This is a genomic window from Halomonas sp. ATBC28 (assembly GCF_005937175.1).
In the GTDB taxonomy this organism is placed as follows: Bacteria; Pseudomonadota; Gammaproteobacteria; order Pseudomonadales; family Halomonadaceae; genus Vreelandella; species Vreelandella titanicae.
In genome coordinates this window covers 243,352-256,668 of record NZ_VCQL01000006.1, presented here as the reverse complement: position 1 = coordinate 256,668, position 13,317 = coordinate 243,352, and the positions used below count along the sequence as shown (strand labels likewise).

11 protein-coding genes and 1 pseudogene are annotated in these 13,317 nt (G+C 54.3%); 1 reads left to right on the top strand and 11 read right to left on the bottom strand.

Features of this window, described 5'->3' with window-relative positions:
* Window positions 1–126 (bottom strand): annotated as a pseudogene (locus tag E0L35_RS09190) (electron transfer flavoprotein subunit beta/FixA family protein); the annotation flags it as partial.
* Between the two features lie 495 nt (window positions 127–621).
* Between E0L35_RS09190 and E0L35_RS09185 the strand changes: the two are divergent.
* Window positions 622–2,286, top strand: coding sequence for an electron transfer flavoprotein-ubiquinone oxidoreductase (locus tag E0L35_RS09185; protein WP_009286425.1), 1,665 nt, complete (start codon window positions 622–624; stop codon window positions 2,284–2,286).
* Window positions 2,287–2,357: 71 nt separating this feature from the next.
* On the opposite strand, the gene E0L35_RS09180 is transcribed toward E0L35_RS09185, so the two are convergent.
* From E0L35_RS09180 to mltG, 10 genes are all read right to left on the bottom strand, one after another.
* Window positions 2,358–4,544 (bottom strand): EAL domain-containing protein, encoded by a 2,187-nt coding sequence (locus tag E0L35_RS09180; protein WP_249362115.1) that lies wholly within the window; start codon window positions 4,542–4,544, stop codon window positions 2,358–2,360.
* A 109-nt stretch (window positions 4,545–4,653) separates the two neighbouring features.
* The gene (locus tag E0L35_RS09175) at window positions 4,654–5,091 is read right to left on the bottom strand and encodes a hypothetical protein (protein ID WP_022523865.1); all 438 of its coding nucleotides are present in this window, start codon (window positions 5,089–5,091) and stop codon (window positions 4,654–4,656) included.
* An 11-nt stretch (window positions 5,092–5,102) separates the two neighbouring features.
* Window positions 5,103–6,332 carry a porin gene (locus E0L35_RS09170; RefSeq protein ID WP_138800099.1) on the bottom strand — a complete coding sequence of 410 codons (1,230 nt, stop codon included), beginning with the start codon at window positions 6,330–6,332 and terminating at the stop codon, window positions 5,103–5,105.
* Between the two features lie 160 nt (window positions 6,333–6,492).
* Window positions 6,493–8,703 carry an ATP-dependent helicase gene (locus tag E0L35_RS09165; RefSeq protein WP_138800098.1) on the bottom strand — a complete coding sequence of 737 codons (2,211 nt, stop codon included), beginning with the start codon at window positions 8,701–8,703 and terminating at the stop codon, window positions 6,493–6,495.
* Window positions 8,700–9,272 (bottom strand): DUF1285 domain-containing protein, encoded by a 573-nt coding sequence (locus tag E0L35_RS09160; protein ID WP_027959114.1) that lies wholly within the window; start codon window positions 9,270–9,272, stop codon window positions 8,700–8,702. The genes E0L35_RS09165 and E0L35_RS09160 overlap by 4 nt, the downstream gene beginning before the upstream one ends.
* Before the next feature lie 39 nt (window positions 9,273–9,311).
* Window positions 9,312–10,142 (bottom strand): TatD family hydrolase, encoded by an 831-nt coding sequence (locus tag E0L35_RS09155; RefSeq protein WP_138800097.1) that lies wholly within the window; start codon window positions 10,140–10,142, stop codon window positions 9,312–9,314.
* A gap of 62 nt (window positions 10,143–10,204) precedes the next feature.
* Window positions 10,205–10,540: a PilZ domain-containing protein gene (locus E0L35_RS09150; protein WP_022523869.1), complete on the bottom strand. Its 336-nt coding sequence runs from the start codon at window positions 10,538–10,540 to the stop codon at window positions 10,205–10,207.
* Between the two features lie 52 nt (window positions 10,541–10,592).
* Window positions 10,593–11,579, bottom strand: a complete 987-nt coding sequence (locus E0L35_RS09145) for a DNA polymerase III subunit delta' (RefSeq protein ID WP_022523870.1) — start codon at window positions 11,577–11,579, stop codon at window positions 10,593–10,595.
* Window positions 11,570–12,223, bottom strand: coding sequence for a dTMP kinase (gene tmk / locus E0L35_RS09140; protein WP_022523871.1), 654 nt, complete (start codon window positions 12,221–12,223; stop codon window positions 11,570–11,572). Before tmk ends, E0L35_RS09145 begins: the two co-directional genes overlap by 10 nt.
* A gap of 48 nt (window positions 12,224–12,271) precedes the next feature.
* Complete coding sequence (mltG, locus tag E0L35_RS09135) at window positions 12,272–13,279, bottom strand: endolytic transglycosylase MltG (RefSeq protein ID WP_138800096.1); 1,008 nt, start codon at window positions 13,277–13,279, stop codon at window positions 12,272–12,274.
* Window positions 13,280–13,317 lie beyond the last annotated feature (38 nt).

Here is a 13,317-nt window from a genome sequence, read left to right as displayed (position 1 = left end):
GGCAATTTCGCAGAAAGGGTTCATGGCCATTTTGACGTTGGTAAGATCGACGTCCGAATGATCCGCCTTAACGCGGATTTTGACGTTATAGTCGATGACGCGTTTCACCGCGACGAGTACTTTCATAGGTTCCTCGCTTGGCTTGTCGTAAAGCCGTTACCCTGAGACGGCACCCGCCCAGCGGATACCCCTTTTTAAGATGTGTGGTGTATTGAAGACTTACCGGCAATCGCTCAACAGCGATTCGCCTGCCCCAATACAGGCGCTGCCAACAAAAAATGGCGGCGCTTTTAAATTCAATCGAGCGTTTGATAGGTGCGCAATTGAAAAACCCTCCCAATTTGCCATAGCCTGCCACAAAGCGACAATACCTAATGCTTAATCATCCACTACGGCCTTAGTTGTAGCACTGAACGAGGGTTAACAAAGCATACCGTCAATAAATGCTCCTTTCACCATCGTAGGCGTGACCTGACACAGGTATTATGCCTATCATGGGGCATAACCAGAAGCAAACGACCGTTTTAAATTAAGGCCGACTTTTTATAAGCTAGTTCCCTGGAGTTAACCTTAGATTAGCTTTGTAAACGCTGGCACTTAAAGAGAATAAGGAGAAACCGGGTGGAAACTGTAGAACGCGATGTAATGGACTTTGATGTCGTCATTGTCGGTGCGGGCCCATCTGGGCTTTCCGCCGCATGCCGACTAATGCAGCAAGCCAACGAGGCTGAGCAAGAGCTCACGGTTTGCGTCGTTGAGAAAGGCTCAGAAGTTGGCGCACATATTTTATCGGGCGCAGTCTTTGAACCTCGCGCACTGGCGGAACTGTTTCCAGATTGGGAAGAGCGCGGCGCACCGCTCAATACCCCGGCGATTCGCGATGACGTTTTCTTGCTCAAAGACGCCGAAAAAGCGCAGAAAGTGCCCAACGCCTTGGTACCTAAAAGCATGCATAACACCGGCGGCGAGCTTACCCGCTATGTAATCAGTGCAGGCAATCTGTGCCGCTGGCTGGCGGAACAGGCAGAGGGCCTCGGCGTAGAAATCTTCCCAGGCTTTGCCGCCCAAGAGGTCATTATTGAAGAAGGCGCCGTGCGCGGTATTCTGATTGGCGACATGGGTGTTGCCGCAGATGGCACCCCTAAAGATGGCCATATGCCGGGCATGGAACTACGCGCCAAATACACGCTGTTTGCCGAAGGCTCGCGGGGGCATTTGGGCAAGCGCTTAATCAAAGACTTCTCACTGGATGCAGGACGCGACCCGCAACACTACGGCATCGGCCTTAAAGAGCTGTGGGATGTGCCTGCCGACAAGCATGAGCCTGGGCTTGTGTTGCATGGTTCTGGCTGGCCATTAGATAAAAACGCTCACGGCGGCTGGTTTCTTTACCATGCGGAAAACCAGCAGGTGGTGGTGGGTTTGATTATGGATCTGGGCTACCAGAACCCGTGGCTCTCGCCCTTCGACGAATTTCAGCGTATGAAGCATCATCCGGTACTTAGTCAGTATCTGGAGGGGGGCAAGCGCGTGGCTTATGGCGCCCGGGCGATTACCAAGGGGGGCTTTAACAGCCTACCCAAAATGACCTTCCCCGGCGGGCTATTGATTGGCTGCGATGCGGGCACTCTCAACTTTTCCAAGATCAAAGGCCTGCACACCGCCATGAAGTCTGGTTTGGTTGCCGCGGAGAGCGTATTTGAGGCGATCAAAGGTGGTGATGAAGGCGCCCAGGAGCTAACGAGCTTTACCCAGAAATGGGAAGCCAGCTGGGCCTACCAAGAGCTTAAAGAGAGCGCCAGCTTCGGCCCCGCGATCCATAAATATGGCACCGTGGGCGGTGGAGCATATAATTTTGCTCACCAGTTGCTGGGCAACAAGCTGCCTAACGTCCACGACACCACCACAGACTATGGCGCCCTCAAGCCTGCAGCCGAGTTTGAAAAGATTAACTATCCCAAACCGGACGGCAAGCTCTCCTTCGACAAGCCTACCTCTGTGTTTCTGTCGAACACCAACCATGAAGAGGATCAGCCGTGTCATTTGCGCCTGGACGATCCTGAGCTACCGATCCGCGAAAACCTGCCCAAATACGCAGAACCGGCGCAGCGCTACTGCCCGGCCGGTGTTTACGAAGTGGTAGAGGATAGCGCGGGCCAGCCACGCTTTCAGATCAATTTCCAAAACTGCGTGCACTGCAAAACTTGCGACATCAAAGACCCAGCGCAAAATATTACCTGGGTAGCACCAGAAGGCGGTGGCGGACCCAACTACCCTAATATGTAAAGTAGTCGGCTAAAACCTGTGCACTGCTTGCCCTACATTGGCTGTAAAAGGGTAAGCGGTGTCTGTCTGGGCTATTTCTCCCTTTGACAGCTCTCCTCTGCTGATAACGGTCTATTACTATAAAAGCCGTGAAAAGGGAGACTGGAGTGGCTGCCTATGAAATGGGACTGCTCATGAGAAGCGACCCCTTTCGCGAACACCTGCATCCCTAGACGCTTACCCAACTCAATGACCGATGACGATAACTGCTGGTCGCGATGAGTGCCTGATAAGCGCTTAACTAAAGAAGAACTTACTTTTAACGTATCGACAGGCAAAGCGTTTAAGTCAGATAAAGAAGAATACCCTGTACCAAAATCGTCAATGACTATCTTAACCCCGAGTTTTTTAATCTCGGCAAAGATACTCGCCGTACTCTGAACATCCTGCAGCAGCATGCTCTCTGTCATTTCCAACTCAAGTAGCCAGGGATCCATTCCAGTAGTGGCTAATGCCTCCTTGATACTCTCCACAAAGCTGTTGTCGTAAAATTGACGTGCAGAAATATTGACCGCCATTGTTAATGTGGGAAACCCTTCTTGTTGCCACAGCATGTTTTGCCTACAGGCATTTTCGAGCACCCATTGAGCGATAGGCATGGCCAAACCGCTCTCTTCAGCCAGGGGCATGAATTGGGCGGGTTCCAGCAATCCAAGCGTTGGATGCTGCCAACGAAGCAATGCCTCCATGCCAAGCGTGCTGCCTACTTCGACGTCATGCTTTGACTGGAAGAACAACCTAAACTCATGACTCACAAGCGCACGATGCAGGCCAGACTCCAAGGTTAAACGCACATCCATTTCCGCACTTAATTCATCGGTATAGAACTGAACAGTGTTTTTGCCCAGCAGCTTCGCCTGATACATCGCCATATCAGCGCTTTTCATTAATGTTTGCTCGTCAAGCCCGTCAAACGGATACAGCGAGACACCAATACTTACCGAGACATGGCACTCCTGGCCCGCTAGCATAAAGGGCTCTCTGATGGCTGAAAGAATTTTTTGGGCGATGGGCTCAATCTGGTCTCGTCGACTAACCTTACTCAAAAGGATGACAAATTCATCGCCCCCTAACCGAGCGACGACATCACTTTCACGCACCGAAGTGGTCAGTCGACTTGCTGCTTCTTGCAGGAGATGGTCTCCGGCATCGTGACCCAAGGTGTCATTGATTAACTTAAAGCGGTCAAGATCCAAGAAAAGCAGCGCGAAGGATTCACTATGGCGACCGCCAAGCTTCACGGCCTGAGTAATCAAGTGGCTCAAAAAGGCTCGATTAGGCAAATCGGTTAGCGTGTCATGGAAAGCTAAGTGTTCGACCTGCTGAGCATGTGATACACGCTCTTCCATTACCCGCCGCCGCGCCCACTGAAGTTGCCAGCTCAAACGACCGAGTATAGCCAGAATGATGAGTAGCAGGCCGCTAGTCCAACCGGCCCGCTGCCAATAGTTTCGCGCAAGCTGGTGAGCTGCGGCCAACTGCTCCTGGGCAGAGAGCCCTACCACGATCGAGAGTGGAAAATCATACAGCTCGCGCACCAGTGTGTAACGCTCAACCCCTTGCCAGTGGGTCATAAAGGGCGCACTAACAGCATCCAGTGTGCTACTTTTCCAGGCTCCTATATCCATTAACTCGCCTGAATGGATCACATCTCCAGAACGCCTGACCCGTACGATGCCATCCGCACCGACGAGTGCCAGCATGCCCTGCTGGCCCAAAGACCGAACTTCATAACTGCTCACAAAGTAATTGGCATCAATAGCGATGATGACCCAACCTGAGCCTCCCCCTTGCGCAGATTCTTGCTCAGGCCTTAATGGCCGAGTAAAGGTAATCTGGTTAGCATCCTTTTCTCCCACGGCTAAGTAATCATCGTCCAGCATTGCTTGCGCAGGAGGCGTTAGGCGCTGCCCAAGCAGCCCAGGATCAGTGGTCTCAACAACCATGCCCTGCGAATCAACAATACTGATGGTAAAAAGCAGTGCGGGAGGCAGCAGCCGCTGCTCATTTAACACACTGAGCACGCTCGAGTGATTGCTGCTATTGGCGGTAAAACGTACTAACTTCAGTGTCGTGTCAATTTCCCTGAGGGCCCTTACAACCCTTGCTTCGTAGGTGTCGGTGATTTCACCCACGGACAGCTCTGCCTGGCGCTCAATGGACATACGCTCTTTATTGACTAAAAAATAAGTACTTCCCCATATAACCAGTAACATCATAAAAGCCACGATGCTAAAGAGTACCAGTGGCTCTACAAGATGATGTGACCATCGATGAATAAAGGCTCTGGATGAGCTGACCCGGCTCGGGCCTCTTGGATCATTGAGACTACTCAATTGTCACCACTCTCAAACGCTCATCAAGAAAGGAAGGGTCTATATAGCCCAGTGCTTTTGCATCACTGACTAATCGCTCTACCACTGCGCGACTATTAGCCAGCGCTTGGGGCGGCTGCCCTCGCCCGGTAAATATCTGCCTGGCCCAGTGTGCCTTGATCTGCGCAGGGGTTTGCCCCGTGTAGCGGGTATAGAACTCACTTCTCGCTGCCGTACCTTCAGTCAGATCCAAGGGCACCACCTGTGCTCCGTTAACTATTAGCGTGCGGCGCCCTAAATAAACATCCCTTAAATCGCTGCTGGTAAGGCGAGTAAAAGGCGCCTCGGCTGATACCACCACCAATACTTCGGCTGAAGCAGGATGATAAGTCATGCTCAACATCGCCCCCAATAAGAGGCTGATTCCGGATCCAGTTAGACGTTTAAGCATGGCCACTCTCCTTAAAACACAAAGTCGAGCGAAAGGCTGAACAGGTTAATACGTCCACCTGGGGTAAACTCGGGCTGTTGATTAATCAGCCCCCCTGATGTCCCTGAGCGCATATCGATGTGATCATATTGGGCCGTAAGAGCCATACCCGGTCTGAAATCCCAGCGTGCACCAACCGTTATGCTTTCTTGCTGTATTCCGCTGGATAGTAGCTCATTCAACATCCCGTTAAGGAGCTGGGCACCTTCTGCAAAGGGTGATGGATACAGGGCAGCATTTAGCCCAGGCTCTGACGTATTGCTGGTGACTTTTGCTCGCGCCACACCTACATACGGTGTCCACTCGGCGACACGGTAACCTAACGTCATGTAGGCTCCTTCACTCTCCCCTAACAGAGAAGGCGACGAAGAGCGTGCCCACTCGCCCATAACAAACCATGACCCAGGGTCATAACCTAACCCTAAACTCAGCAGGCTCGTACGCTTACCATCAACTTCGTAGCGGCTAGCAAGCTGTTCACCGGGTAGACCAAAGAGGCGGTAAACATCGAAAAATTGTGAGAGTTCATCTGCGCTTACTTTCAGTTCGCCGTAGCTGGCGAACAGGGTGACATCCCCCCAATGAGTACGGTGAGAAACGCCCCAGGAATCGCTGGCGTCGATACTACCCGTTGAGTAATCAACGCTGCCACCACCAAAATTCAACTGCAATTCATTGGTAGTCTCCCCTACTGGGTATCGATAGCGCATATCAACACCGTCAAAATTAGCCACCGGCATTAGACGATAAACTTCTTGCGGAGGCCGCACCCATGGAGTGGCGTAATTAACTTTACGATGTTCAGAAGCCATGAATGAGCTCTGCACCATACGCCCAACGCGGAAACTAAGATTAGGGGTAATGTCGTATTGAACATTCGCCCATTCAATCTCAGGTGCGTAAAAGCCGTCATACCGCTTCTCGCTGACTACTTGAACAACCGAGGACAGTTTAGGCGTGAGATGCAGCGTAGCTTGAAGCCCTAAGCGGCTATCAACTTCTGCGCTCCAATCATGGCTGTATCCAGCACCTTGTGAAGCAAAAGGGTCATTAACGAAGTCAGCATTTTGCTCGTCAGAGTGAACGACCCCCAGCGTGCCAAAACCATTGAATTCAAGATTAGGTAGGGAGTTATCAGCAAGCAAGGCGCCGCTTTGGGTAACGATCAAAATGGCGCAAAGCCAAGTGACTTGCCTTACCATGCTCGTTCCCTATTTCATTAGTTATATACTATGAGCTGCTGAGTATTAACTCGGTAGAAGTGTGGGTATTAAATCGGCAGGGCGATGCTAAGTCAAACAGCTCTAAAGCTTAATTTGAGTTCAAATGTGAAAGAGTGTGTACTATTAGAAAATCAATGACTTACCCAGCAAGCGTTGAGCCATTTTCGAGTAGCTCAATGGGTGCGCGGCGGGCAATGAGTCGCCTTCGCCCTGCCTGATCAAAACGCACATCAATGACCGGGTCGCTGGCGCTTCCCTCCACCGCCGCCACTTCGCCTACGCCAAATACCGCGTGATGAAGCCGTTGACCAGGGTAGAAATTCGCCTCTGCTGAATAACCCGCTTTGACCTCATCAACCTGTGCCGGCGCAAGCGCAATATCGTCTCGCCCCAGCCGAATCAGATAGCGTTCAACCAGGCCCACCGATGTCACTTGCAGGGTCGCCGCGGGCGCACTGGTACTGGCCAAGCAGGAGGCAACCCGCATGCTATCCTGCCAGGCGCTTTCGGCAATAAAGCGACTCGGCCGGTGCACGCCCCCATCATGAAGCACTAATAGCTGCTCCTGGGCGCGGGTAATTGCCACGTAGAAGAGCCGCCGCTCCTCCTCAAGCCGCTCATCGCTGAGCGGGTTATCGCGGCTATAGTGAGGAAAGTCTTCTTCGTTAACACCGGCTACCGCTACCAGTGGCCACTCCAGCCCTTTGGCCCCGTGCACAGTGCTAATCAGCACACCACCCGCCTGATTTTCTACCGGGCGCTCAAGAAGTTCGATAAAGGCATCCGGGTCTTGCACGCTTTGCGCTTGTTCGATCAGCACGTCAAGTAAGCGCACATCCTCTTCGCCTTTATCCCGCCGCGCTGCCGCACGCTTAAGCGTTTTTTCAGCATCAATGCTTTCCACCACATGGCGTAGCAACTTCGCGGGCGGCCATGCACTCAGCTGTGGCAACTCACAAAGCAGCAGCCAGCGCTTTTTCAGCGTGCGCCTCTGGATCGGCTTTAACGCCGTTAACATGGCGTCATGCCGCTCGGGCCACTGCTGAGTAGTCGCCAGTTGGTGCGCCAAGCGCTGAAGCCGCTCACGGGCAACGAAGGGGGTCGGCTGTGAAAGCAGCAGTAACAGTTGCTGCGGGTCGCGAAGAAGATCTGGACGACGCGACAGCTTTAAATAGCCCGCCAAGGCCTGCACCAGCGGCAGACGAAACACAAAACGATCCTCGCGCTGAAGCCGAAATGGAATCCCTGCTTGTAGCAGCGCCAGTTGAAACGGCACCGAAAGCGCCCAACTGCGTACCAGCAAACTAGCTTCGTTAAACGCTCGTCCCTGGGCCTGCCAGTCCATCAACGCATCAAGTAGCAAACGGCTCCCCTGCCCGACTGAGACGCGGGTCTCCGGGTTATTAGCCGCTGCAAGGCATAGCTGATTAGGACGCCGCTGGTTAGCGGCAATGGCATGGTTAGCAGCCAGCGCCAACGCATGACCGTGCCGGAAGGTGGTTGATAGTGGGTAATCGGTCGCTTCGCCAAAGGTGGCGGCGAAATTTTCCAGCATGGTGTCGGGCTTGGCACCGCGCCACTCGTAAATACACTGGTTGGCATCGCCAACTGCCATTACCTCGGCACGAGTGCCCACCAACACAGATAAAAGTCGCTGCTGTGCGGCGTTAATATCCTGATACTCATCAATAATGACATGGTCGAGGAACCCTTCGACGCGACCACGTAAAGCACTATCTGCTTCTAGCGCCAACAGCGGACGATAAAGCAGATCGGCATAAGTCATCACACCTTCCGCTTCCAATAGCCTCTCTGCTTCGGCAAACGCCGCTGGGAAATAGTCGGTGTCTGGATCAAAATTCAGCCGCTCATAGAGCGCCTCTGGGGTGATCATTTCTGCTTTAACCAAGCCGCAAAAGTGGGCTAAGGTTTCTAGCCGATCCCCTTCCAGAGCAGCATCTCGGCGCTCAACGGCATCACGCAGTACATTAATACTTGCCTGACGAAGCAGCCTCTCTAATTGCCAATCGGCGGATAATAGCTGGCGCGGCGCTAGCGCCCCCCAGCGGCATAAGCTTTGAGTCAAGCGGTGCCCCAGGGAGTGGAAGGTGCGGACATCGGGCAATGCCTGCCCGGCAGGTGCCATTGCGGCTAAACGACGCTGAAAATCATCCTTTGCTGAGCGGTTAAACATCAGCACTAAAATACGTTTTGGCGGTACACCGCTGGCCAATAGATGCAGCACCCGAGCGGCCATGGTGGTGGTTTTGCCTGCCCCGGCCACCGCTGCCACGCGCGCATGCCCGGCCTGATGATTAACAACAGCTTGCTGTTCAGCAGTTAACTTCACGGCGCCTCGCCAAGTAATTCATCATCCACCTGACCCAGCGCAAACCACTGACCGGCACTCGTTAGCCCCAGTTCACTCTTGCCACCGGCCACATCACGGCTTTCAGCCGCCTCAACCAACTGGTAATAGACATTGCGGTGCAAGCGGGCAGCTAGCCCAAAACGCACTGGCAGCTGTGGCACCGCCTCACCTTGGGGGGTTGAGGTGACGGTGAGCGGATGCTCGGCATCTAAGCGAACAACGTCGTCAAACTGGGTGGTAAACCACCAGGCACCGTCACGGAAGTCAGCCTCTACCGCCACCAATGGCAGGTCTTCGACCTTTATTCGCCAGCGCTCTACCGGCGTAACCAGGCAGTAACCCTCGTCATCCAGGCGCAGCAGCGTTGCCAATAGGCGTGCCACCTTGGGTCGGGCAAACGGCTGACCTTCGTGCGACCAGCGACCATCGGCGTGAATGATGATGTTCATATCGCCAGAGAGCGCAGGCTGCCACTCATCGAGTGGAGGAATAGCGCCAGTGCGCCCTTCATCTCCATTACCTTGCTGCAGCAATCGATCAATATTCATCTCACCCACCTCGCTTGAGCGTATTCAAGGCACTTCAGGCTATAGAAGCCCTGAGTGGGCCAACGCCTCTTTAACGTGTTCCGGGGCATCGGGAGCGGCGGCACGAAAAAGCTGATAAAAGTTAGCGGTCGTCTGCATGGCCACTTCATCGACACTGATACCTCGCTCCTTGGCGATGCACTCAGCTACTTGCACCACCCACGCGGGCTCATTGGGCTTGCCGCGATGAGGAACGGGTGCTAGATAAGGGCTATCGGTCTCAATCAGCAGGCGATCCAGCGGCAGTTGACGGGCAAGTTCACGCAGCGGAGCGGCGTTTCGAAAAGTAATAATGCCCGACAGCGAGATATAAAAACCCAGCCGCACCGCCTCACGGGCCATCGCCAAGTCTTCAGTAAAACAGTGTAATACACCGCCCACCCGCGGGTCGCTATATTCACGTAGCAAGGCCAAGGTTTCCTCTTTGGCTTCGCGGGTATGAATAATCACCGGCAGTTCTAACTCAAGCGCGGCGATTAAGTGACGCTTAAAGCGCTCGTGCTGAATCTCGATAGGTACGCTGTCGCGATAGTGGTAATCCAGGCCAGTTTCGCCGATCGCCACCGCACCATACTGCTCAGCGGTGTCTTTTATATCGGCAACGCTGGGTTCATTCTCACTGTGGTGCAGGGGGTGCAAACCAGCGGAAATCGCCACATCGTGATGTTCGCGTGAAATGGCCGCAAGCTGCGGCATGTCTTCTAGGGTAACCGCTACAGCAAGAAATTGGCTGACATGGGCAGCGCGGGCGGCGGCCAAAGTGGCGGCAATATCGCCCCCATGGGTCTGGTCGGATAAACGATCTAAGTGACAGTGTGAATCAACAAACATACGGTTCTCAACAAATAGGTCAAAACAGATAGGCCATAACGACTGGATCAGAAAAATGGCATTCAGAGCGTGAACGATGGAGCTGCTTTATCTAATTGACCGGCAAGCAGCGCCTCAATGCGGTCACGCACGGGATAGTCCTGCTGGCTGAAGTGAAGGCCAATGCCTGGCATACGGCGGCCACTCACCCCCTCTGGAGATACCCACACCACCTGGCCGGTAATTGAAAGGCGCTCGCTTTCACCCGGCAGCGTAAGCAGCAAAAACACTTGCTGGCCAAGTGCGTAAGGGGTTTGAGTAGGTACAAAAATCCCCCCGCGATCCAGAAAAGGCATATACGCGGAAAGCAGTGTCGGAACATCCGGAACGGTAAGAGAGAGCGCTTTCTGAGCTGCCATGACGACCTCGCTGCACTGTTTTGAACAGCCGTGGGGGATTGAATAAACACCACTATGAACGCAGCAGCGCCGCCCAGCGCACCAGCCATGCTTCAAGCACTAGCTGAGGATTGGGGTTTGCCCCCACCGCCAACAACCGTCGCTGCTCGCGGGCATAATCAAGCAGGCGAAACCAATCCTGAACACGACCATTTTTCACCGCCTGGCGGTAGAGCGGTTCTAAATCAGGGTTATGCAACACCGCCGCCTCCCCAGACAAACCTAGACGAATCAGGTCTTCCAGCCAGGCGATACCGTACCACAAGATGGCATCAATCGCCTGGCGATCCAGACGGGCCGCCTCTGAAACGGGCTCGGCCCCGCGCACCAGCTGTTCGAAACTGTCGTGAATTTGATGGCGTAAAGCGCGCTCTTCGGGCGCTGCCAGCTCCACGGCGAGCAGTGGTAGCCCACCCGCTACCTGCCACCAGAAGTAGGCTTCGTCAGTGCTGCCCAATTGCTCAATCAACCAACCACGACACGCCTCAAAGGCAACGCTGGGTAGTGACCACTGCTGACAGCGCGAACGGATCGTCGCCAGCATCCGCGACGGCACGTCGGAAAGCAGAATAAACAGGGTTTTGTCACCGGGCTCTTCAAGGCTTTTGAGCAGCGCATTGGCGGCGGCAACGTTCATTGCCTCGGCGGGGGAAACCACAATCACTCGATAACCGCCCTGCTGAGCCGTTTGCGACACAAAGCGATTAACCTCGCGGATAGGGTCAATGCGGATTTGGCGCTTTCCCTCTTCTGGTGAAACCCGCAGCAGATCCGGGTGATAGCCCGATTCCAGCATCGAGCAGCTATGGCAATGGCCACAGGCTTGATCAGCGGGCGAGGCGCATAGCGTTCGGGCAATTAACGCCTCCGCTAACTGCTGCTTACCCACGCCGTGGGCGCCGTGAATTAACAACGCGTGGGGCATCCGTCCACCATCAGCCAAGCGGGTCAAATGCTGCCAGGTGGCTTGGTGCCACGGCATTACGCCGGTTAACGCCATGCCGCGACCTTTGTTAATAGGACTTGTCGGATTTGGCTTTGTACCTTATCCAGTGTGTATTGTGCATCGATCACCGCAAAGCGCTCGGGCGCTTCTTCCGCTCGTGCCAAATAGCCATCCCGCACAGCCTGGAAAAAGTCAGCCTGCTCCTGTTCAAAACGATCAAGCTGCTCATGGCGATCACGCAGGCGCGACTCTAAGCGTTGTCTTGCAGCCTCTTTGGGCATATCGAGCAGTAGGGTTAAATCGGGAGAGAGCCCCTGCTGAACAAAATTCTCCAGCACGGCGATACGCTCCTTGGGAATGCCCCGCCCCCCGCCCTGATAGGCAAAGGTGGCATCGGTAAAGCGATCACACACTACCCACGCCCCTCTTGCCAAGGCGGGGAGTATTTTTTCCGCCAAGTGCTGCGCTCGCGCGGCGAACATTAGCAGCAGCTCAGCGTCGACATGTAGCGGCTCTTGGGGGACAGGATCCAGTAACAGTGCGCGAATAGCTTCACCACGAACGGTGCCGCCCGGCTCGCGGGTACGCACCACTTCCAACCCCTGGGCCTCCAAACACTCGGCCACAAAGCCCACATTGGTGGATTTACCCACACCTTCGCCGCCTTCCAGCGTAATGAAGCGTCCACGCTTACTCATCATGCTCCCTTACAGTGGTCATCAATCATGGGTGATGTGTCATGGCGATTAGCGATTGCGGATATAGCGATTAACGGCATTGTTATGCTCCCGCAGCGTACGCGAGAAATGGTGCGTGCCATCGCCACGGGAAACGAAATAGAGCGTTTCGCCAGGCAGTGGATTCACCGCTGCCTCCAAGGAGGCACGCCCAGGCATGGCAATCGGCGTGGGCGGTATGCCGTCAATGACGTAAGTGTTATAGGGCGTGGCCTCGCGAATATCGGCGCGGGTAATTCGCCCTTCATAACGCTCCCCCATACCGTAAATAATCGTCGGGTCGGTTTGCAGGCGCATGCCCTGCTCCATGCGGCGCTTGAACACACCGGCAATTTCGCGCCGCTCCTCGGGCGCACCGGTTTCCCGCTCGATCAAGGAGGCCATAATCAGCGCTTCGTAGGGGGAGTCAATGGTTAGGTCGTCCGCGCGCTCCTCCCACACCTCTTCCAAAATGCGCTCCATCCGCTCCAATGACTGGCGCAGGATATCGACATCGCTCATACCCAGATGATAGCGATAGGTATCGGGAAAGAACCAGCCCTCGGGAAAGGTGCCTTCTCGATCGAGTAACGTCATCACCTCTGCATCGCTCAACTCCGCCGTGCGGTGGTCGAGTTTCGGCGCCGCATTGAGTAATTCGCGCATCTGCCGAAAAGACCACCCCTCAGGAATGGTCAGCGAGTAGGTAACCACCTTATTGCTACCCAGCAGTGCCATCATTTCCAGACCGCTCATATTCGGCAATAGCTGATACTCGCCGGTACGCAGTTGCGGCACGCGTTCCGGCTCGACCCGCGCTAGCAAGCGAAACGCCCAAGCATCCTCCAGCACGCCCTGCTCTTCCAATTGCGCCACGACCTGATTAAAGCCCGCACCAGAGGGCACTTGGTAAAGCATTGGCTCATCGAGCACTAGCGGTGCCTCTAATCGGCTCTGCCAATAGAAATAACCGCCTGCTGCACTTGCAGCCCCAACCACTACTAACACCAATAAAGCGGTTAATAACCGTTTCACCATGACACCTCTAAAAAATTGCAGAGCGATATCTAAACACT

Coding starts and splice junctions, on each gene's coding strand:
- E0L35_RS09180 (WP_249362115.1), bottom strand. CDS start 4,544: ATGATGTTACTGGTTATATGGGGAAGTACTTATTTTTTAGTCAATAAA.
- E0L35_RS09170 (WP_138800099.1), bottom strand. CDS start 6,332: ATGGTAAGGCAAGTCACTTGGCTTTGCGCCATTTTGATCGTTACCCAA.
- tmk (WP_022523871.1), bottom strand. CDS start 12,223: ATGAGTAAGCGTGGACGCTTCATTACGCTGGAAGGCGGCGAAGGTGTG.
- E0L35_RS09160 (WP_027959114.1), bottom strand. CDS start 9,272: ATGAATATTGATCGATTGCTGCAGCAAGGTAATGGAGATGAAGGGCGC.
- mltG (WP_138800096.1), bottom strand. CDS start 13,279: ATGGTGAAACGGTTATTAACCGCTTTATTGGTGTTAGTAGTGGTTGGG.
- E0L35_RS09155 (WP_138800097.1), bottom strand. CDS start 10,142: ATGTTTGTTGATTCACACTGTCACTTAGATCGTTTATCCGACCAGACC.
- E0L35_RS09145 (WP_022523870.1), bottom strand. CDS start 11,579: ATGGCGTTAACCGGCGTAATGCCGTGGCACCAAGCCACCTGGCAGCAT.
- E0L35_RS09150 (WP_022523869.1), bottom strand. CDS start 10,540: ATGGCAGCTCAGAAAGCGCTCTCTCTTACCGTTCCGGATGTTCCGACA.
- E0L35_RS09175 (WP_022523865.1), bottom strand. CDS start 5,091: ATGCTTAAACGTCTAACTGGATCCGGAATCAGCCTCTTATTGGGGGCG.